Raw genomic sequence first — 19,271 nt, 5'->3', positions numbered from 1 at the left:
AAGGCCCTGTCGGGGCTGGCGCTGCTGACCACGTCCTGGCTCGTCATGGCCGCCGACCCGGCGGCGCCGGTCGCGAATGCCAGCCCGGCTGTTGCCCCCGCTGCGGCTACCGTGGCCTCAACGGTTGCACCAGCGGCCGCTCCGCAAGTGTCCAGCGCGCTGGGCAGTGGTGTCGCCGGGCAATTGACCCAACTGGTGTTGGGCCTGTTGCTGGTGGTCGGCCTGATCTTCGTGCTGGCCTGGCTGATGCGTCGAGTGCAGCGTGCAGGCCCTGCCGGTAATCAGGTGATCGAGCTGGTCGGTTCCCGCGCGCTGGGGCCTCGTGACCGGCTGGTGCTGGTGCGGATCGGCAACGAGCAAGTGTTGCTCGGTGTCTCCCCCGGCAGTATCACGGCGCTGCATGTGATGAATGAGCCTGTGGTCGTGCCGGACACGCAAAACACGACACCTGAATTCGCCAGGCGCCTGCTGGAAGCCTTGGGCAATAAGGGCATGGGTGCCTCCCGGGGCGACAAAGGCCGCGCGGGCAATGACGGCCTTGGCAATCCGGGTCAGAAGGACAAGAACTGATGCGTATCGTTTTGACGCTGCTGTTGCTGCTGGCAGCCCCGATGGCGTTCGCCGCCGACCCGTTGTCGATTCCGGCGATCACGCTGGGCACCGGCGCCAACGGTCAGCAGGAATACTCGGTCAGCCTGCAGATCCTGCTGATCATGACGGCGCTGAGCTTCATTCCGGCGTTCGTCATGCTGATGACCAGCTTTACCCGGATCATCATCGTGTTCTCGATCGTGCGTCAGGCGCTGGGCTTGCAGCAGACACCGTCGAACCAGATCCTCACAGGCATGGCCTTGTTTTTGACGCTGTTCATCATGGCCCCGGTGTTCGACCGCGTGAACAATGACGCCTTGCAGCCGTATCTGGCCGAGAAGATCACGGCCCAGGACGCAGTCGCCAAGGCTGAGGTGCCCATCAAGAACTTCATGCTCGCGCAGACCCGTTCCAGCGACATGGAGCTGTTCATGCGCCTGTCCAAGCGCACCGACATCCCGACCCCCGACGCTGCGCCGCTGACGATCATCGTTCCGGCGTTCGTGACGTCGGAGCTGAAAACCGCGTTTCAGATCGGCTTCATGATCTTCATTCCATTCCTGATCATCGACCTGGTGATCGCCAGCGTGCTGATGGCGATGGGGATGATGATGCTGTCTCCGCTGATCATTTCCCTGCCGTTCAAAATCATGCTGTTCGTGCTGGTGGATGGCTGGGCGTTGATCATTGGCACGCTGGCCGGCAGTTTTGGTGGCGTATGACCCTGTTTGATACGGAGTGCCTGGCATGACCCCGGAAGTCGCCCTCGATATTTTTCGCGAAGCCCTCTGGTTGATCGTCACCATGGTGGCGATTCTCGTTGTCCCGAGCCTGGTGGTGGGGCTGCTGGTGTCGATGTTTCAGGCCGCCACGCAGATCAACGAACAGACCTTGAGCTTTCTGCCACGTCTGCTGGTGATGCTGGTCACCCTGATCGTGATCGGGCCGTGGATGGTGCGCACCTTCATGGAATACATCATTTCGCTGTACACCAGCATTCCTCAAGTCATCGGCTGACCGGCGCATGGAGCCTGTACTGGCGCTGACCGACACGCAGATCAGCAGCTGGGTGGCGGCGTTCGTGCTGCCGCTGTTCCGGATCGTGACCGTGCTGATGACCATGCCGATCATCGGCACGACCCTGGTGCCCCGACGCATTCGCATGTATTTCGGGTTGGCCATCACGGTGGTCATCGCCCCGAGCCTTCCGCCCATGCCCGAAGTTCACGCTCTGGACCTCAGTGCACTGTTGCTGGTGGCTCAGCAGATCATCATCGGCGCAGCATTTGGGTTGTCGTTACAGTTGTTTTTTCAGGCGTTCGTGATCGCCGGGCAAATCGTGGCGACTCAGATGGGCATGAGCTTCGCGTCAATGATCGACCCCATCAACGGGGTGTCGAGCGCGATCATCGGGCAATTTTTCACCATGCTCCTCACGCTGCTGTTTCTCGCCACCAATGGCCATCTGGTGGTCTTCGAGGTGCTGGTTGAAAGCTTCACGACGTTGCCGGTAGGGCAGGGGCTGATGCCGTCGGACTTCTGGGCATTGGTGGTGCGGCTGGGCTGGGTTTTCGGTGCTGCGCTGGTGCTGGTGCTGCCCGCGATCACGGCGCTGCTGGTGCTCAACGTCGCCATGGGTGTCATGACCCGCGCCGCGCCGCAGTTGAACATCTTCACCATCGGTTTTCCGTTGACGCTGGTGCTGGGCATGGGGATTCTGTGGGTCTCACTCGGCGACATCCTCAATCAGTACCAGCCGCTGGCGGTCGAAGCCTTGCAGGTACTCAGGGACATGGTCAAGGCGCACTGACATGGCAGAAAGCGAAAGCGGTCAGGACAAGACAGAAGACCCCACGGACAAGCGCAGACGTGACGCCAGGGAGAAGGGCGAGATTGCCCGCTCCAAAGACCTGAACACGGTCATCGTGATGGTCGTCGGCGCGGCGGGCCTGCTGGCGTTCGGCGGGTCCATGGCCGAGATGATGATGCACTTGATGCGCGACAACTTCACCATCACCCGCGAGGCGTTGATGGAAGAGCGCAGCATGAGCCTGATGTTGATGGTGTCCGGCAAGGCCGCCCTGGCATCGGTGACACCGCTGTTGGTCTCGTTGATGATCGCTTCGCTGATCGGCCCGATTTCGCTGGGCGGCTGGTTGTTCGCGCCGGATTCGCTATCGCCCAAATTCAGCCGCTTGAACCCGCTCGCCGGATTGAAGCGCATGGTGTCGCCTCAGGCGCTGATCGAATTGCTCAAGTCGTTTGGCAAGTTCTTGATCGTCCTGACGGTGGCGGTGGTGGTGCTGTCCAAGGACAAAAAAGACCTGCTTGCCATTGCTCACGAACCCATGGAGATGGCGGTTGTGCACAGCCTGCAACTGGTGGGCTGGAGCACATTGTGGATGGCGATGGGGCTGTTGATCATCGCGGCGATCGACGTTCCGGTGCAGTTGTATCAGGCGCGTCAGAAGCTGTTGATGACCAAGCAGGAAGTGCGCGACGAGCACAAGGACAATGAGGGTCGGCCCGAGGTCAAGGGTCGTATTCGTCAGTTGCAGCGCGAGATGTCGCAGCGGCGGATGATGGCAGCGGTGCCCGAGGCGGATGTCATCATCACCAACCCGACGCACTACGCCGTCGCGCTGAAGTACGACGCCGACAAGGGCGGGGCGCCAGTACTGTTGGCCAAGGGCACGGATTTCATGGCGTTGAAAATCCGCGAGATTGCGGCGCAGCATCAGATTCTGCTGTTGGAGTCGCCAGGGCTGGCGCGTTCGATTTATTACAGCACGGAGCTGGAACAGGAGATTCCGGCAGGGCTGTACCTGGCCGTGGCGCAGGTGCTGGCGTACGTGTACCAGATCCGCCAGTTCCAGGCGGGACGCGGCAAGCGGCCTGATCCGCTGAATGACAACTTGCCGATTCCGCCGGATTTGAGAAGGGATTCGTAAGGCTCTCGATTGCTACACGGATGCCCTTCGGGCCTTATCGCGAGCAAGCTCACTCCTACATTGGCTTAAACGTGCCCGTGCCAGATGGACCGAGTCGTTAGCGTCTCAAACCGCACAAACCCGCTCTCCACCGACCCCTGGCCACTCCCAAAAAAATGCCAACGTCTCCACATTTCTACGTGATGGCACTCTGGCATTTTTCACCCATCCCACAAGTTGGACAGGTTTTTGCAATAACCCTGTTACAACGCCTCTGGCGTCAAAGTTTTGATCAACGCGCAGGTACGGAATCGGTGGATCGCTCACAGTTAATCTCTAACGCTCGCGTTGGCCTGGCCGGTCTGGGTCGTGGTCAGTTGGGCGTGCCGTTCTTGCTGCTGGTCATGTTGGCAATGATGATGTTGCCCATGCCGCCGTTCCTGCTGGACGTGTTTTTCACGTTCAACATTGCGCTGTCCATCGTTGTACTGCTGGTCTGCGTCTACGCACTGCGTCCGCTCGACTTCTCGGTATTCCCCACCATTCTGCTCGTCGCCACCTTGCTCCGGCTGGCGCTCAACGTCGCGTCCACCCGAGTGGTCATGCTTCACGGGCAGGACGGTCATGCCGCCGCCGGTAAGGTGATCCAGGCGTTCGGTGAAGTGGTGATCGGCGGTAACTACGTCGTCGGTATCGTGGTGTTCGCGATCCTCATGATCATCAACTTCGTGGTCGTGACCAAAGGTGCCGGTCGTATCTCCGAGGTGAGCGCGCGCTTCACCCTCGACGCGATGCCCGGCAAACAGATGGCCATCGACGCCGACCTCAACGCCGGTCTGATCGATCAGCCCGAAGCCAAACGCCGTCGTCTGGAAGTCGCCCAAGAGGCTGAGTTCTACGGTTCCATGGACGGTGCCAGTAAATTCGTTCGCGGTGACGCCATCGCCGGTCTGTTGATTCTGTTCATCAACCTCATCGGCGGCATGCTGGTGGGCATCATCCAGCACAGCATGAGCTTTGCTGACGCGGGCAAGGTCTACGCGCTGTTGACCATCGGTGACGGTTTGGTGGCGCAATTGCCGTCCCTGCTGCTGTCCACCGCCGCTGCGATCATGGTGACCCGTGCTTCCGGTTCGGAAGAAATGGGCAAGCTGGTCAAGCGCCAGATGTTCGCTTCGCACCAGGCACTGGCCGTATCCGCTGGCATCATGATCGTCATGGGTCTGGTGCCCGGCATGCCGCACTTCTCGTTCATCAGCCTCGGGCTGGCGGCGGCGGGTGGCGCTTACCTGCTGTGGAAGAAACAGAACATGGTCAAGCTGGCTGCGATTCAAGAAGTCAAGCGCCAGCAGGACTTGCTGCCTGCGCCGAATCGCGCCCAAGAGTCAAAAGAGCTGGGCTGGGACGACGTGACGCCGATCGACATGATCGGCCTGGAAGTGGGCTATCGCCTGATTCCACTGGTGGACCGCAATCAGGGTGGTCAACTGCTGGCGCGGATCAAGGGCGTGCGCAAGAAGCTGTCGCAGGAGCTGGGCTTCCTGATGCCGACCGTTCACATTCGCGACAACCTCGACCTGGCGCCGAGTGCCTACCGCCTGACGCTGATGGGCGTGACCCTCGCCGAGGCCGAGATTTACCCGGACCGCGAGTTGGCGATCAACCCCGGTCAGGTGTTTGGCAGCCTCAACGGCATCACTGCCAAAGACCCGGCGTTCGGGCTCGAAGCGGTCTGGATCGAGATTTCCCAGCGCGCCCAGGCGCAGTCTCTCGGCTACACCGTGGTCGACGCCAGCACCGTAGTGGCAACCCACTTGAACCAGATTCTCTACAAACACTCTCATGAGCTGATCGGGCACGAGGAAGTTCAGCAACTGATGACGTTGCTGGCTAAAAGCTCGCCCAAACTGGCTGAAGAGTTGGTACCTGGCGTGCTGTCGTTGTCGGCGCTGCTCAAGGTGTTGCAAGCGCTGCTGGCGGAACAGGTCCCGGTACGCGATATTCGCAGCATTGCCGAGGCCATCGCCAACAACGCTGCGCGGAGTCAAGATACCGCCGCATTGGTGGCGGCCGTACGGGTCGGATTGTCCCGCGCCATCGTGCAAAGCATTGTCGGCATTGAGCCGGAGCTGCCTGTTATCACGCTTGAGCCAAGGTTGGAACAGATATTGCTCAATAGTCTGCAGAAGGCAGGACAGGGTCAGGAAGAAGGCGTTCTCCTCGAACCGAGCATGGCTGAGAAACTTCAGCGCTCGTTGATCGAAGCGGCGCAGCGTCAGGAGATGCAGGGTCAGCCGGTTATTTTGTTGGTCGCAGGTCCGGTTCGCGCCATGTTGTCCCGCTTTGGACGCCTGGCCGTCCCGAACATGCATGTTTTGGCGTATCAGGAAATTCCTGACAATAAGCAAGTCACCATCGTAGCGACTGTCGGGCCGAACGGCTGAGGTAGTGAGTCATGCAAGTTAAGCGTTTTTTCGCCGCCGATATGCGACAAGCCATGAAACTGGTTCGCGATGAGCTGGGCGCTGAAGCCGCCATCATCGGGAATCGGCGGATCGCGGGCGGTGTGGAACTGACTGCCGCACTGGACTACAAATTGTCTGCGCTGGCCCCGCGCGTGCCGAACATCGAGCTGGAAGACGAACTGCGCAAGACCCAATCGCGCATCGTAACCGCTCAGGCCGAGCTGACCCATCGCAGCGAACTGGACACCGTCGCCAATCGCCAGCTGTTCACCGGCGTGGCCATGGACGACAGCAAACAGATCGAACCGACGCTGGACGAACCCTTTCGCCCGTCGATCCACGCGGCCATTGCGGCTGATCGTGCTGAACGCGCCGAGCGTCAATCGGTCGAGCCGGGCATCAGCCAGCGTGCGTACGACTCGATGCGCTCTGAATTGAATGGCCTGCGTGAACTGCTGGAAGTCCAGCTGGGTTCGCTGGCCTGGAACCAACTGCAAGGCAGCCGCCCGCAACAGGCGAACCTGTGGCGCCGTCTGCAACGCGTCGGTCTGTCGGGGCCTCTGTCCCGTGACCTGCTGGCGATGGTGCCGGACACCGACGATCAGCCCCACGCCTGGCGCATGTTGCTGGCGCACCTGGCGCGCATGATCGTCACCCCGGATGTCGAGCCGCTGGAAGAGGGCGGTGTGATTGCGATGGTCGGCCCGGCAGGCATGGGCAAGACCACAACGCTGGCCAAGCTGGCGGCGCGTTACGTGTTGAAGTACGGCGCACAAAACATCGCGCTGGTGAGCATGGACAGCTTCCGCATCGGGGCGCAGGAACAGCTCAAGACGCTGGGCCGCATCCTGAATGTGCCGGTGACCCACGTTGACCCCGGTCAATCGCTGGCTCAGGCGCTGGAGCCGTTGCTGCGCAAGCGTGTGGTGTTGATTGACACCGCCGGCCTGCAAGCCAGTGATCCGGCCCTGCGCCTGCAACTGGAGAGTCTGGCCGGTCGCGGGATCAAGGCGCGCAATTACCTGGTGCTCGCCACCACCAGCCAGAAGCAGGTGCTGACGGCGGCGTACCACAGTTATAAGCGTTGCGGTTTGGCCGGGTGCATCCTGACCAAGCTCGACGAAACCGCCAGCCTCGGCGAAGTGCTGAGCCTGGCGGTGACACATGAATTGCCCGTGGCCTATCTCACCGATGGCCCGCGCATTCCGGATGATCTGCATCTGCCACGTCGGCATCAGTTGGTCAGCAGGGCTGTCAGCGTTCAGATGCAGGAGGAGCCTAGCGAGGAAGCGATGGCGGATATGTTTGCGGATCTTTATCACAGCCCCGGCAAGCGCGCGGGCTAGGTAAGGAAAATGACAGTGGAATATACCTGCATCGATGGTCTGCCAAGCATTGTTCACGCAGTGAACGTGCAGCCCGAAATGTGGCTTTGGTCTAAGCAAGACAAGGTAAAAAATTAACATGGGCAGCATGCATCCCGTACAGGTTATCGCGGTGACCGGTGGCAAAGGTGGCGTCGGCAAGACCAACGTGTCAGTGAACCTCTCGCTGGCCCTGGCTGAGCTGGGACGTCGCGTCATGTTGCTGGACGCCGATCTGGGTCTCGCCAACGTTGACGTATTGTTGGGACTGACCCCTAAACGCACCTTGGCGGACGTCATTGAAGGACGCTGCGAGCTGCGCGATGTTCTGTTGCAGGGCCCGGGCGGTGTGCGCATCGTGCCTGCGGCGTCGGGCACCCAGACCATGGTTCACCTGAGCCCTGCGCAACACGCGGGTCTGATTCAGGCGTTCAGCGACATCGGCGACAACCTGGACGTGCTGGTGATCGACACCGCTGCCGGGATCGGCGAATCGGTGGTCAGCTTCGTGCGCGCCGCGCAGGAAGTGCTGTTGGTGGTCTGCGATGAACCGACCTCGATCACCGACGCCTACGCGCTGATCAAACTGCTGAACCGCGACTACGGCATGAACCGTTTCCGCGTGCTGGCTAACATGGCGCAGAGCCCTCAGGAAGGCCGCAACCTGTTCGCCAAGCTGACCAAGGTCACCGACCGCTTCCTCGACGTGGCCCTGCAATACGTCGGCGCCGTGCCGTACGACGAATGCGTGCGCAAGGCCGTGCAGAAGCAGCGTGCGGTGTACGAAGCGTTTCCACGTTCCAAATGCGCGCTGGCGTTCAAGGCCATCGCGCAGAAGGTCGATACCTGGCCATTGCCGGCGAACCCGCGAGGCCACCTTGAATTTTTCGTTGAGCGCCTGGTTCATCAGACCAGTGCAGGGCCTGTGTCATGACTGCAAGTGGCTATCGCATGTACAGCAAATCGTCCAAAGATTCTCAGTATGAGCTGATCGAGCGCTATGCCCCTTTGGTCAAGCGCATCGCCTACCACTTGCTGGCGCGTCTGCCGGCCAGCGTGCAGGTCGAGGATCTGATCCAGGCCGGCATGATCGGCCTGCTCGAAGTGTCGACCAAATACGATTCCACCAAGGGTGCGAGTTTCGAGACGTACGCCGGCATTCGTATTCGCGGCGCGATGCTCGATGAAGTGCGCAAGGGGGACTGGGCGCCACGCTCGGTCCACCGCAATACGCGCATGGTCAGTGACGCGATTCGTGCAATTGAAGCGAAAACCGGTCGCGACGCTAAAGATCACGAGGTTGCGGCCGAACTTCAATTGAGTCTCGACGATTACTACGGGATTCTGAACGATACCTTGGGCAGCCGCTTGTTCAGCTTCGACGACCTGTTGCAGGACGGCGAGCATGAAGGGTTGCACGAGGACGGCGCGAGCCAGTCGCTCGAACCGTCGCGGGATCTGGAAGATGAACGTTTCCAGAGCGCGCTGGCGGACGCCATCGCCAACCTGCCCGAGCGTGAGCGCCTGGTGCTGGCGTTGTACTACGACGAAGAGCTGAACCTCAAAGAGATCGGGGAGGTCTTGGGGGTCAGCGAATCCCGTGTCAGCCAGCTGCATAGCCAGTGCGCCGCACGTCTGCGGGGCCGGTTGGGAGAATGGCGCGCGCGTTGACGCATTGACGCGGGCCCGTCTTTTCACAAAGATGCCTGCGTTTTGGGTGGTAAGGCCGGCTGTGCAAGGCGTTGTGTGGGAAGCAAAAGGGACAAGGCAGGAGCCGCTGGGATCAGGTCTTCGGACTTTTTCCGTGGCGCTCATCACGTGTTTCTTCGAAAGGCCCCCTCGTTTTCGTGTGACCGGTGGAGCGATGTTGCCGGTATTGATTGAACGCGCGTCCAGGCACTGGGCGCGTTAAAGACTGCTTGGAGGTCGAATTGGACAAGAACATGAAAATCCTCATCGTTGATGACTTTTCAACGATGCGGCGGATCATAAAAAACCTGTTGCGTGACCTTGGGTTCACCAACACGGCCGAAGCAGATGACGGTACCACCGCATTGCCGATGCTGCAGAGCGGTGCTTTTGACTTTCTGGTGACCGACTGGAACATGCCTGGCATGTCCGGCATCGACCTGCTGCGTCAGGTGCGTGCCGACGAACGTCTGCGTCACCTGCCTGTGTTGATGGTGACCGCCGAAGCCAAGCGCGAGCAGATCATCGAAGCCGCTCAGGCGGGCGTGAACGGTTACGTGGTCAAGCCTTTCACGGCTCAGGTGCTCAAAGAAAAAATCGAGAAGATATTCGAGCGCGTCAATTCCTGATGTCCGCTGTGAGGGCGCTATGGATTCCAAAGATTCGACAATGGGTGACTTCGAGTCGACCCTGAAGAAACACGCACAAGAACTGGTCGCCAGCCTCGAAAAAGGCAAGTTCGGCGACGCCGTGCAACTTATCCATGAGCTTAATCAGACCCGGGACCGCGGCCTGTATCAGGAAGTGGGCAAGCTGACGCGCGAGCTGCACAGTGCAATCGTCAATTTCCAGATTGACCCGCACATGCCGCAAGCCGAGGAAGTGTCGCAGATCACGGATGCCACCGAACGTCTGTCGTACGTTGTCCGCCTCACTGAAGGCGCGGCCAACCGCACGATGGACCTGGTGGAGCAGAGCACACCGCTGATGAACGGCCTGAGCGCCGACGCCAAGGCGTTGAGCGTCGATTGGGGCCGCTTCATGCGCCGCGAAATCGGTGCTGAAGAGTTTCGTGATCTGGCCCGCCGCGTCGAAGGTTTTCTGACCCGCAGCGAGAAGGAGACCCACGAGGTCGCCAGCCACCTGAACGACATTCTGCTGGCTCAGGACTATCAGGACCTGACCGGTCAGGTGATCAAGCGTGTGACCACACTGGTGACCGAAGTCGAGAGTAATTTGCTCAAGTTGGTGCTGATGGCCAGTCAGGTCGATCGCTTCGCCGGGATCGAACACGACCAGGAAGAGTTCCGTAAGCAAAAAGAACAGGAAAAACTTCATTCCAAGGGTGAAGGTCCGCAGATTCATGCCGATAAACGTGAAGACGTCGTATCCGGTCAGGATGATGTAGACGATCTGCTATCCAGCCTCGGCTTCTGAAATCCAGAGCCAGGGTTCTATGTGAAAGTGGCTGTGGGCTTGCGCGCCAATGTCTCGACGAAGGCAATGCGCGCAGGCCATCGACGCAGCTCCTGGATCGGTTGACGGTTAATTTTAGGAGCACCCCCAATGAGCTTCGGCGCCGATGAAGAGATCCTTCAGGATTTTCTGGTAGAGGCCGGCGAGATTCTGGAGCAGTTGTCCGAACAGTTGGTCGAGCTGGAAAGCCGACCGGACGATGCGGACCTGCTCAATGCAATTTTTCGCGGTTTTCACACTGTAAAAGGGGGCGCAGGCTTCCTCCAGCTCAATGAGCTGGTCGAATGCTGCCACATCGCCGAAAACGTGTTCGACATCCTGCGCAAAGGTGAGCGCCGGGTCGACGCGGAACTCATGGATGTCGTGCTCGAAGCACTGGACACCGTCAACAGCATGTTCGGCCAGGTCCGTGAGCGTTCGGACGTGACCCCGGCCACGCCAGAGCTGCTCGCCGCGCTGTCGCGTCTGGCCGAGCCTGCGTCTGCCGACGAAATCGCCGCTGCCCCTGCGCCGGTGGTTGAAGAGGTGGCCGAAGCGCCTTCCGAAGACATCACCGATCACGAATTCGAACAACTGCTGGACTCGCTGAATGCCGTGAAGGCGGAAGCGGCGAGCGCAGCCGTGTCTGCGCCACCGGCACCTGCACCCGCTGCGCCTGCAACGGAAGCCGCCAGCGACGAAATCACCGACGCCGAGTTTGAATCCCTGCTGGATCAACTGCATGGCAAAGGCCAGTTCGCGGTCGATGCCGTGGCACCTGCTGCCGCATCGGCTGCGTCTGCTGCGCCGGCTGCCGCGCCTGCCGGCGATGAAATCACCGACGACGAATTCGAAGCGTTGCTTGATCAACTGCACGGCAAAGGCTCGTTTTCCGCCGACACAGCGACAGCCGTTGCCCCTGCTCCAGTGGCGGCCGCGCCTGCCGCTGCCGAGTCCGGCGCCCCGGCGTCGGATGAAATCACCGATCACGAATTCGAAGCGCTGCTCGACCAATTGCATGGCAAGGGCACCTTCTCGGCGGATGTTGCCGCGAGCGCGCCCGTTGCCACGGCACCCGTGAAAAAAGCCGAACCGGCCAAGGCCGAGGCCCCCAAAGCCGAGCCAGCCAAACCGGCGGCCGCGCCTGCTCCGGCTGCGGCACCTGCGCCTGCAAAAGCGGCCGCTGCGCCAGCCCCTGCAGCGGCATCACCGGCCCCGACAGCACCGGCACCGGCCCGGGCACCTGCACCGGCAGCCGCCGACAAGGCCCCGACCGAAGCCGAAACCACCGTGCGCGTCGACACCGCGCGGCTGGACGAAATCATGAACATGGTCGGCGAGTTGGTGCTGGTGCGTAACCGTCTGGTGCGCCTGGGCCTCAACAGCGGCGATGAAGCCATGTCCAAGGCCGTGTCCAACCTGGACGTGGTCACCGCTGACCTGCAAACCGCCGTCATGAAGACGCGGATGCAGCCGATCAAGAAAGTCTTCGGTCGCTTCCCGCGACTGGTTCGCGATCTGGCCCGTCAGCTCAAGAAAGAAATCAACCTTGAACTGGTGGGTGAAGAAACCGACCTGGACAAGAACCTGGTCGAGGCCTTGGCCGACCCGCTGGTCCACTTGGTGCGCAACGCGGTTGACCACGGTATCGAATCGCCGGAAGAGCGCGAAGCATCGGGCAAGGCCCGTGGCGGTCGCGTGGTGCTCTCGGCGGAACAGGAAGGTGACCACATCCTGTTGTCGATTTCCGATGACGGCAAGGGCATGGACCCGGCGGTGCTACGCGCCATCGCGGTCAAGCGTGGGGTGATGGACAAGGATGCCGCGGATCGCCTGAGCGACACCGACTGCTACAACCTGATCTTCGCGCCGGGCTTCTCGACCAAGACCGAGATTTCCGACGTGTCGGGCCGTGGCGTGGGCATGGACGTGGTGAAAACCAAGATCGCCCAGCTCAACGGCACCATCAATATCTACTCGACCAAGGGCCAGGGCTCGAAGATCGTCATCAAGGTCCCGTTGACCTTGGCGATCATGCCGACCCTGATGGTGATGCTGGGCAACCAGGCGTTCGCGTTCCCGCTGGTCAACGTCAACGAAATCTTCCACCTGGACCTCTCGACCACCAACGTGGTCGACGGTCAGGAAGTGGTGATCGTGCGTGACAAGGCGCTGCCGCTGTTCTACCTCAAGCGCTGGCTGGTCAGCTCGGCCGCGCATGAGGAGCAACGCGAAGGTCACGTGGTGATCCTTTCCGTCGGCACCCAACGCATCGGCTTCGTGGTCGATCAACTGGTGGGTCAGGAAGAAGTCGTGATCAAACCGCTGGGCAAGATGTTGCAAGGCACGCCAGGCATGTCGGGCGCCACCATCACCGGTGACGGCCGCATCGCGCTGATTCTCGATGTGCCGAGCATGCTCAAGCGGTACGCCGCGCGGCGTATTTGATGCCCGGTATGCAGTGAACCTCGTGTGGGCGAATTCATTCGCGAAAATCGGTCAGGCGACACCTCTGTAGCGTCTGTCCCGCCGCTTCGCGAATACGTTCGCTCCCACTGGTTCCTTATCCATCCCTGTAATACGGGTGGATCAGAGGTTGATGAAACGGGATGGCCCCTGAGGGGACAGGCCCTACGGAGTGTTTATGGCAGTCAAGGTTCTGGTGGTAGACGATTCCGGCTTTTTCCGCCGGCGCGTCTCGGAAATTCTTTCCTCTGACACAACGATTCAAGTGGTCGGCACCGCCACCAACGGCAAGGAAGCGATCGAGCAGGCCCTGGCCCTGAAGCCCGATGTGATCACCATGGACTACGAAATGCCGATGATGGATGGCATTACCGCAGTTCGTCACATCATGCAGCGTTGCCCGACTCCGGTGTTGATGTTCTCCTCGCTGACCCACGAAGGCGCCCGGGTGACCCTGGATGCGCTGGATGCCGGTGCGGTCGATTACCTGCCCAAGAATTTTGAAGACATCTCGCGCAATCCCGAGAAGGTCAAACAAATGCTGTGCGAAAAGGTGCATACCATTTCCCGCAGCAACCGTCGTTTTAGCGGTTACAGCAGTGCGCCCGTTGCGCCGTCGCCTGCCCCGACTGCGCCAGCGCCGTCCACCGGTTCGCTGCGCAGTCCGGCCCCGACGCCCGGTGCGACGACCCGACCTGCGCCAGCCCCCGCACCGACCCGTGCTCCGGCGGCCCATGCGCCGACGTCGCCCGCGCCCAAGCGCAAGGCCTACAAACTGGTCGCCATCGGCACGTCCACCGGCGGACCTGTGGCACTGCAACGTGTGCTGACGCAATTGCCCGCGAATTTTCCGGCCCCCATCGTGCTGATCCAGCACATGCCTGCGGCCTTCACCAAAGCCTTCGCCGAGCGGCTGGACAAGCTGTGCCGCATCAGCGTCAAGGAAGCCGAGGACGGCGACATCCTGCGTCCGGGTCTGGCGCTGCTGGCCCCTGGCGGCAAGCAGATGATGGTCGATGGCCGTGGCGCGGTGAAAATCCTGCCGGGCGACGAGCGTCTGAATTACAAGCCGTGCGTCGACATCACCTTCGGCTCGGCGGCCAAATCCTACGGCGACAAAGTGCTGGCGGTGGTGCTGACCGGCATGGGCGCCGATGGCCGTGAAGGTGCGCGTCTGCTCAAGCAGGGCGGCAGCCACATCTGGGCCCAGGACGAAGCCAGCTGCGTGATCTACGGCATGCCGATGGCCATCGTCAAAGCCGATCTCGCCGACGCGGTCTACAGCCTGGATGACATCGGGCGTCACCTGGTCGAGGCCTGTCTCTGATGGATGTCTTGACGCTCATAGGGATCATTCTGGCGTTCGTCGCGATCATTGGCGGTAACTTCCTCGAAGGCGGTCATCTCGGCGCCTTGCTCAATGGCCCGGCGGCGCTGATCGTCCTCGGCGGCACATTGGCGGCGTGCCTGTTGCAGACGCCGATGAGCGCCTTCAAACGGGCGATTCAGATCTTCATCTGGATTCTGTTTCCGCCGCGCATCGACCTTGCCGGGGGCATCGACCGCGTCGTGTCCTGGAGCCTGACCGCACGCAAGGAAGGCCTGCTGGGGCTGGAAACCGTGGCCGACACCGAGCCGGATGCCTATTCACGCAAGGGCCTGCAATTGCTGGTGGACGGGGTCGAACCCGAAGCCATCCGCAGCATTCTGGAAGTGGACTTTCTGACCCAGGAAAGCCGCGACATTCAGGCCGCCAAAGTCTTTGAAAGCATGGGCGGCTACGCGCCGACCGTGGGCATCATTGGTGCGGTCATGGGCCTGATCCATGTGATGGGCAACCTGGCCGATCCGAACCAGTTGGGCAGCGGCATTGCCGTGGCCTTCGTCGCGACCATTTATGGCGTGGCGTCGGCCAACCTGATTCTTTTGCCGGTGGCGAACAAGCTCAAGGCCGTGGCGATTCGTCAGTCTCGTTACCGCGAAATGCTGCTCGAAGGCCTGCTGTCGATTGCCGAAGGCGAGAACCCGCGCTCGATTGAATTGAAGCTGCAAGGCTTCATGGAGTGATGGACTGATGGCCCGTCGACGTCGCCACCACGAAGAGCACGAAAACCACGAACGCTGGCTGGTGTCCTACGCGGACTTCATCACCTTGCTGTTCGCGTTTTTCGTGGTCATGTACTCGATCTCGTCGCTGAACGAGGGCAAGTACAAAGTGCTGTCCGAAGCGCTGGTCGGGGTGTTCAACGAAGCCGAGCGCAGCGTCAAGCCGATCCCCATTGGCGAGCAGAAACCCCAGACCGTGCGCCCGGCCGACCCGCTGGTTCAAGACAGCGAGCAGACCGACGCGGCGCTGGGGCAGGGCGCCCAGGACCCGCTGAAGTCGATTGCCGACGACGTTAACGCGGCGTTCGGTGATTTGATCGCCTCCAATCAGATGACCGTGCGCGGCAACGAGCTGTGGATCGAGATCGAACTCAATTCCAGCCTGCTGTTCGGCAGCGGTGACGCCTTGCCCAGCAATCAGGCCTTCGACCTGATCGACAAAGTGGCCAAAATCATCAAGCCGTTCGACAACCCGATCCACGTCGAGGGCTTCACCGACAATCAGCCCATCAACTCGTCGCAGTACCCGAGCAATTGGGAGCTGTCGTCGGCGCGGGCGTCGAGCATCGTGCGCATGCTGGCCATGGACGGGATCAACCCGGTGCGTATGGCCTCGGTGGGTTACGGCGAATTCCAGCCGCTGACCTCCAACGCCACCGCCGATGGACGTGCCCGCAACCGCCGTGTGGTGCTGGTGATCTCGCGCAATCTGGACGTGCGTCGCAGCCTGACCGGCTCCGGCACCGCCGCCAATGCGAAACCCGATGCGGCGCTGCGTCGTGCTGGCACACAAACTGCACCGACACCCGCCAAGCCGCCGCAAGGCGTCAAATCTTCGTCACCTGCCCCTTGAATCGGTCTCGGTCATGGTTGTGATGGCTGGGGGGAACGCGAACATATGAGAGTCTGGGCAGTAGCCAATCAGAAAGGCGGGGTCGGGAAGACCACCACCTCCATCGCTTTAGCCGGTTTGCTGGCTGAGGCGGGCAAGCGCGTGGTCGTCGTCGACCTGGACCCTCATGGCTCGATGACCAGCTATTTCGGTCACGACCCCGATGCGCTGGAACACAGCTGCTTCGACCTGTTTTTGCACAAGGGCGCGGTGCCGGAAGGCCTTCCCGGTCAACTGCTGCTGCCCACCAGCGACAATCGCATTTCCCTGCTGCCGTCGAGCACTGCGCTCGCCACCCTTGAGCGCCAATCGCCGGGGCAGAGCGGCCTGGGCCTGGTGATCGCCAAGAGCCTCGCGCAGCTGTGGCAGGATTTCGATTACGCGATCATCGACAGCCCGCCGTTGCTGGGCGTGTTGATGGTCAATGCGCTGGCCGCGAGTCAGCAACTGGCGATCCCGGTGCAGACCGAGTTTCTGGCGGTCAAGGGCCTGGAGCGCATGGTCAACACGCTGGCGATGATCAACCGCTCGCGCAAAGTGCCGCTGCCGTACACGATCGTCCCGACCCTGTTCGACCGTCGCACCCAGGCGTCGATGGGCACCCTCAAACTGCTGCGCGACAGTTATCCGGAACACGTCTGGAAAGCCTACATTCCGGTCGATACCCGGTTGCGCGATGCCAGCCGGGCCGGGGTGACGCCGTCGCAGTTCGACAACAAGAGCCGGGGCGTGCTGGCGTACCGCACGTTGCTCAAACACATGCTCACCGAACAGCTTGTCGGGCAGGTGGCCTGAAGTGTCCGCTGATCGTTTATTCACACGCCTTGCGCCTGCGCGCTCAAGTCGGCCTGCAGTGCAGCCGATAAAAAAGACAGGCGGTAATCGCATCACTCATTTTCGGGCTCCTGTATGAACCGCCCTCTGGACATCGCATCCCGGCCACAGCTGGCGCTGCAAAACTACCTCGACGCGTTGTTGCAGGACGCCACCGAAGAGCTGGACGTCGGCGACGGCATCGATGAATTTCAAGCGGCCGTGCTCGAAGAGCAGGCCCACGACGCGCGCATGCGTTCGGCGGTCGCTGAAGCGGTCGCGGTCGCGGCGGCGGTGCCTGTGCGTCCTGCGGCGCCGATCAGCCAGCCTGCGTCGCATGCCCAGCCTGCGCCGCACGCCCAACCGGTGCCGCGCCCGGTTGCCGAGCCGATCGCCGCCCGGGTGATGGAGCGTCCGGTGATATTGCCGCCGGTCATCGCACCGCCCTTGGTCGTGCCGGTGGTCGTGCCTGTTATTTCCGAGCCCACTGTCGAACCGACGGTGGCGGTGGTTGAGCCGGTCGCCGAAGTGCACCTGCCATCGCAGCGCACGCCGACGCCTCCGCCGACCGCCGATGATCGTCCGGACTGGGCTGCCGAGCCGTTCGAATGCCTGCTGTTCGACGTCGCGGGCCTGACGCTGGCGGTGCCGCTGGTGTGCCTGGGGTCGATCTATCCGTTGGCCGGGCACGACCTGACGCCGTTGTTCGGGCAGCCGGACTGGTTTCTCGGCATCCTGCCCAGCCAGGCGGGCAACCTGAAAGTGCTGGATACGGCGCGCTGGATCATGCCGGACCGCTACCGCGACGATTTCCGCCAGGGTTTGCAGTACGTGATTTCGGTTCAAGGGTACGAATGGGGATTGGCGGTGCATCAGGTCAGCCGTTCGCTGCGCCTGGAGCCTGACGAAATCAAATGGCGCACCCATCGGGGTCAACGTCCGTGGCTGGCCGGGACAGTCATCGAGCACATGTGCGCGCTGCTGGACGTGTCCGAGCTCGCCGAGTTGATCGCCAGTGGCGCGGTCAAGCAGATGCAGGCACGCAAATAGCTGTATTGAAAAGCATCTTCCAATAAACACAGGGCGGCGCGAGTGCGTCGCCTGAAGAGCACAACACGCAAGGGGTTAGGGGTATGAAGAAGTCGTCAGCACAGGGTTCCGAAGATCCGATCCTGCAATGGGTCACCTTCCGCCTGGACAACGAAACGTATGGCATCAACGTGATGCAGGTTCAGGAAGTGCTGCGCTACACCGAGATTGCGCCAGTGCCGGGTGCGCCGAGCTACGTGCTGGGCATCATCAACCTGCGCGGTAATGTCGTCACCGTGATCGACACCCGTCAGCGCTTTGGTCTGCCGCCGGTTGAAGTCAGCGATAACACGCGTATCGTGATCATCGAGGCCGACAAGCAAGTGGTCGGGATTCTGGTCGATAGCGTGGCGGAAGTGGTGTACCTGCGTCAGTCGGAAGTCGAAACGGCGCCGAACGTGGGCAACGACGAATCTGCCAAGTTCATCCAGGGTGTTTGCAACAAGAACGGCGAGCTGCTGATCCTCGTAGAGTTGGACAAGATGATGTCCGAGGAAGAGTGGTCCGAGCTGGAGAACATCTGATTGATTCTTGAGGTTGCGGTCATTTTTCTGGCGGTGTTGTGGGTCGCGTCCGTTGCGATGTTCATGGCCCACACCAAACGCCTGCGCACGCTGGCCACGCAGCAGGTCGAGGCTGACTCGCTGCGGGACCAGCGCATCCGTGAATTGGCCCGGCGTCTGGAGAATTACCAGAGTGGTACGGTGAAGATGGGCGAGGATTTGCAGGATTTGCGCTCTATGGTCTCGCCGTTGCCGGATAAGGTGACGGCGCTGGAGCAGCGCGATCCTTCGACGCTGTCGTTCGCTCAGGCGGCGCGTCTGGTGAGCATGGGGGCGAGTGTGGATGAGCTGACTCAGTCCTGTGGGTTGACTCAGGCTGAGGCGCAGTTGATGAGTAAGTTGCATGGGAATGGGTGATTTTTGCCGGTTTAGGGTGTTGCTGCTAGTCGGGTAAATATCCGTTTCTTCGGTAGCAGCTGATTACGGTTCCGCTCTTACAGCGGGTCACTTTTGTAAGGGCGACAAAAGTAACCAAAAACGCCTGCTCCTGGTTTGGCCCTGACTTCGTCAGGGTTCCCTCGCTCCGGCGACGCTCCGTGGGCTCGCGCCGAACGGACATCCATGTCCTTGCGGCGCTCTCGCGGCATCCATGCCGCTCGGCCCACTCCGCGTCGCCTGCGTTCGGCCTGCACCCAAGTCGCGTTCTGCGGTGCCTGATCCATCGCGTAAAAAGATCAAAAGCTTTTCTGGCTGGAGCTAACGCTCTTCGCGGGTCAGGCGGGCACGCAATTCCCGTCAATCCCCAATCCCCCTGTGGGAGCGAATTCATTCGCGAATGGCCGGTACAGCCAACACATCTCCATCGCCAGATCCATTTTTCGCGAATAAATTCGCTCCCACAGTAGATC

The 19,271-nt window shown here is 61.2% G+C and carries 19 protein-coding genes; all 19 read left to right on the top strand.

What is annotated here, in order from left to right; all coding sequences use genetic code 11:
* Positions 1 to 45: 45 nt before the first annotated feature.
* Positions 46 to 570 (top strand): flagellar biosynthetic protein FliO, encoded by a 525-nt coding sequence (gene fliO / locus AAEO81_RS21580; protein ID WP_341964593.1) that lies wholly within the window; start codon positions 46 to 48, stop codon positions 568 to 570.
* The gene (fliP, locus tag AAEO81_RS21575) at positions 570 to 1,313 is read left to right on the top strand and encodes a flagellar type III secretion system pore protein FliP (protein WP_166598681.1); all 744 of its coding nucleotides are present in this window, start codon (positions 570 to 572) and stop codon (positions 1,311 to 1,313) included. The genes fliO and fliP overlap by 1 nt, the downstream gene beginning before the upstream one ends.
* A gap of 25 nt (positions 1,314 to 1,338) precedes the next feature.
* Positions 1,339 to 1,608 carry a flagellar biosynthesis protein FliQ gene (gene fliQ, locus AAEO81_RS21570; RefSeq protein WP_166598680.1) on the top strand — a complete coding sequence of 90 codons (270 nt, stop codon included), beginning with the start codon at positions 1,339 to 1,341 and terminating at the stop codon, positions 1,606 to 1,608.
* Positions 1,609 to 1,615: 7 nt separating this feature from the next.
* Positions 1,616 to 2,401: a flagellar biosynthetic protein FliR gene (gene fliR / locus AAEO81_RS21565; RefSeq protein WP_341958958.1), complete on the top strand. Its 786-nt coding sequence runs from the start codon at positions 1,616 to 1,618 to the stop codon at positions 2,399 to 2,401.
* Position 2,402: 1 nt separating this feature from the next.
* On the top strand, positions 2,403 to 3,542 hold the full coding sequence (gene flhB, locus AAEO81_RS21560) for a flagellar biosynthesis protein FlhB (protein WP_341958957.1): 1,140 nt from the start codon (positions 2,403 to 2,405) through the stop codon (positions 3,540 to 3,542).
* Between the two features lie 293 nt (positions 3,543 to 3,835).
* Complete coding sequence (gene flhA, locus AAEO81_RS21555; RefSeq protein WP_166598677.1) at positions 3,836 to 5,965, top strand: flagellar biosynthesis protein FlhA; 2,130 nt, start codon at positions 3,836 to 3,838, stop codon at positions 5,963 to 5,965.
* An 11-nt stretch (positions 5,966 to 5,976) separates the two neighbouring features.
* The gene (gene flhF / locus AAEO81_RS21550) at positions 5,977 to 7,332 is read left to right on the top strand and encodes a flagellar biosynthesis protein FlhF (RefSeq protein WP_341958956.1); all 1,356 of its coding nucleotides are present in this window, start codon (positions 5,977 to 5,979) and stop codon (positions 7,330 to 7,332) included.
* A 118-nt stretch (positions 7,333 to 7,450) separates the two neighbouring features.
* Entirely contained in the window at positions 7,451 to 8,284 is an 834-nt protein-coding gene (gene fleN / locus AAEO81_RS21545; protein ID WP_166598675.1) for a flagellar synthesis regulator FleN, read from the top strand.
* Positions 8,281 to 9,021 carry an RNA polymerase sigma factor FliA gene (gene fliA / locus AAEO81_RS21540; protein ID WP_081568863.1) on the top strand — a complete coding sequence of 247 codons (741 nt, stop codon included), beginning with the start codon at positions 8,281 to 8,283 and terminating at the stop codon, positions 9,019 to 9,021. The genes fleN and fliA overlap by 4 nt, the downstream gene beginning before the upstream one ends.
* Before the next feature lie 272 nt (positions 9,022 to 9,293).
* Entirely contained in the window at positions 9,294 to 9,668 is a 375-nt protein-coding gene (locus AAEO81_RS21535) for a chemotaxis response regulator CheY (protein WP_175500148.1), read from the top strand.
* 19 nt (positions 9,669 to 9,687) lie between these two features.
* On the top strand, positions 9,688 to 10,476 hold the full coding sequence (locus tag AAEO81_RS21530; RefSeq protein ID WP_166598674.1) for a protein phosphatase CheZ: 789 nt from the start codon (positions 9,688 to 9,690) through the stop codon (positions 10,474 to 10,476).
* Positions 10,477 to 10,605: 129 nt separating this feature from the next.
* The gene (locus AAEO81_RS21525) at positions 10,606 to 12,942 is read left to right on the top strand and encodes a chemotaxis protein CheA (RefSeq protein WP_341958954.1); all 2,337 of its coding nucleotides are present in this window, start codon (positions 10,606 to 10,608) and stop codon (positions 12,940 to 12,942) included.
* 196 nt (positions 12,943 to 13,138) lie between these two features.
* Positions 13,139 to 14,287, top strand: coding sequence for a chemotaxis response regulator protein-glutamate methylesterase (locus AAEO81_RS21520; protein ID WP_341958953.1), 1,149 nt, complete (start codon positions 13,139 to 13,141; stop codon positions 14,285 to 14,287).
* Positions 14,287 to 15,027: a flagellar motor protein gene (locus tag AAEO81_RS21515; RefSeq protein WP_341958952.1), complete on the top strand. Its 741-nt coding sequence runs from the start codon at positions 14,287 to 14,289 to the stop codon at positions 15,025 to 15,027. Before AAEO81_RS21520 ends, AAEO81_RS21515 begins: the two co-directional genes overlap by 1 nt.
* Positions 15,028 to 15,034: 7 nt before the next feature.
* On the top strand, positions 15,035 to 15,919 hold the full coding sequence (motD, locus tag AAEO81_RS21510; RefSeq protein WP_341958951.1) for a flagellar motor protein MotD: 885 nt from the start codon (positions 15,035 to 15,037) through the stop codon (positions 15,917 to 15,919).
* 45 nt (positions 15,920 to 15,964) lie between these two features.
* Positions 15,965 to 16,753, top strand: a complete 789-nt coding sequence (locus tag AAEO81_RS21505) for a ParA family protein (RefSeq protein ID WP_341958950.1) — start codon at positions 15,965 to 15,967, stop codon at positions 16,751 to 16,753.
* 114 nt (positions 16,754 to 16,867) lie between these two features.
* The gene (locus tag AAEO81_RS21500; protein WP_341958949.1) at positions 16,868 to 17,821 is read left to right on the top strand and encodes a CheW domain-containing protein; all 954 of its coding nucleotides are present in this window, start codon (positions 16,868 to 16,870) and stop codon (positions 17,819 to 17,821) included.
* Positions 17,822 to 17,904: 83 nt separating this feature from the next.
* Positions 17,905 to 18,384, top strand: coding sequence for a chemotaxis protein CheW (locus tag AAEO81_RS21495; protein WP_062385949.1), 480 nt, complete (start codon positions 17,905 to 17,907; stop codon positions 18,382 to 18,384).
* Positions 18,385 to 18,780, top strand: a complete 396-nt coding sequence (locus AAEO81_RS21490) for a DUF2802 domain-containing protein (RefSeq protein WP_341958948.1) — start codon at positions 18,385 to 18,387, stop codon at positions 18,778 to 18,780.
* Positions 18,781 to 19,271: the final 491 nt, after the last annotated feature.

This window comes from Pseudomonas sp. RC10, assembly GCF_038397775.1.
GTDB lineage: Bacteria > Pseudomonadota > Gammaproteobacteria > Pseudomonadales > Pseudomonadaceae > Aquipseudomonas > Aquipseudomonas bambusae.
This window is presented reverse-complemented; position numbering and strand designations above follow the sequence as displayed.